Source organism: Sphingobium sp. (assembly GCF_033795625.1).
Lineage (GTDB): Bacteria > Pseudomonadota > Alphaproteobacteria > Sphingomonadales > Sphingomonadaceae > Sphingobium.
This window is the reverse complement of record NZ_JARYGI010000093.1, coordinates 1-949: the sequence shown is the minus strand read 5'-3', so window position 1 is coordinate 949 and position 949 is coordinate 1. Positions and strand designations below refer to the sequence as shown.

Below are 949 nucleotides of genomic sequence, written 5' to 3'. Positions count from 1 at the left end.
AGAAACGGGTCGTGCTATGGTGCGGTCTGGAGGGTCGCGGCCGATGGCTTATTGGAGGCATGATACCCCGTTAAAAAACGTGGCCCGTGGGTGTTTGCGTACTTGAGAGTGGTGACGCCGTTCTGCGGTGATCCCGGTTAGGAAGATGACGTTTAGCATCGCCCATACCCTCCTGTTTTAAAGGAGGACTTGGAATGGAACGATCAAAATCTGGCGCGTTGTCCATGGTCAATCCACGCGCTGCTGCCATCGACATTGGATCGACCATGCATATGGCGGCCATAAATCCGCACGCCGATGATAATCCGGTACGAGCGTTTGGCACATTCACCGGCGATCTTCATGATATGGCCCGATGGTTCAAGACACATGGCGTCACGACTGTCGCGATGGAATCGACCGGTGTTTACTGGATTCCGGCCTATGAAGTGCTTGAAGGACACGGCTTTGAGGTGATCCTGGTCAATGCGCGATATGCTAAGAATGTACCGGGTCGCAAAACCGACGTCAGCGACGCTGCATGGTTGCAACGCCTGCACAGCTACGGGCTGCTGCGGGGGAGTTTCCGTCCAGAGGCGGGCGTGGCGACCATGCGTGCCTATCTGCGGCAGCGCGAGCGACTGATCGAATATGCCGCCTCACATATTCAGCACATGCAGAAGGCGCTGATGGAGATGAATGTGCAACTCCATCACGTCGTCTCCGACATCACCGGCGTGACGGGCATGCGGATCATCAGGGCCATTGTGAGCGGGGAACGTACACCCAACACGCTGGCGCAAATGCGCGACGTCCGCTGTCATGCGACTATTGAGACTATTCGTGCAGCATTATCGGGGAACTGGCGGGACGAGCATATCTTCGCGCTTGGCCAGTCCCTGGCCTGTTCGACTTCTACCAAACCAAAGTTCTCGAATGTGATCGAAAGCTTGAGGTCGCACTCAAGGCG

1 protein-coding gene is annotated in these 949 nt (G+C 56.3%); it reads left to right on the top strand.

The window, feature by feature from the left end; all coding sequences use genetic code 11:
* Nucleotides 1-224: 224 nt before the first annotated feature.
* On the top strand, nucleotides 225-949 hold a 725-nt coding region (locus QHC67_RS18715), incomplete at its 3' end, for an IS110 family transposase (protein WP_319296669.1).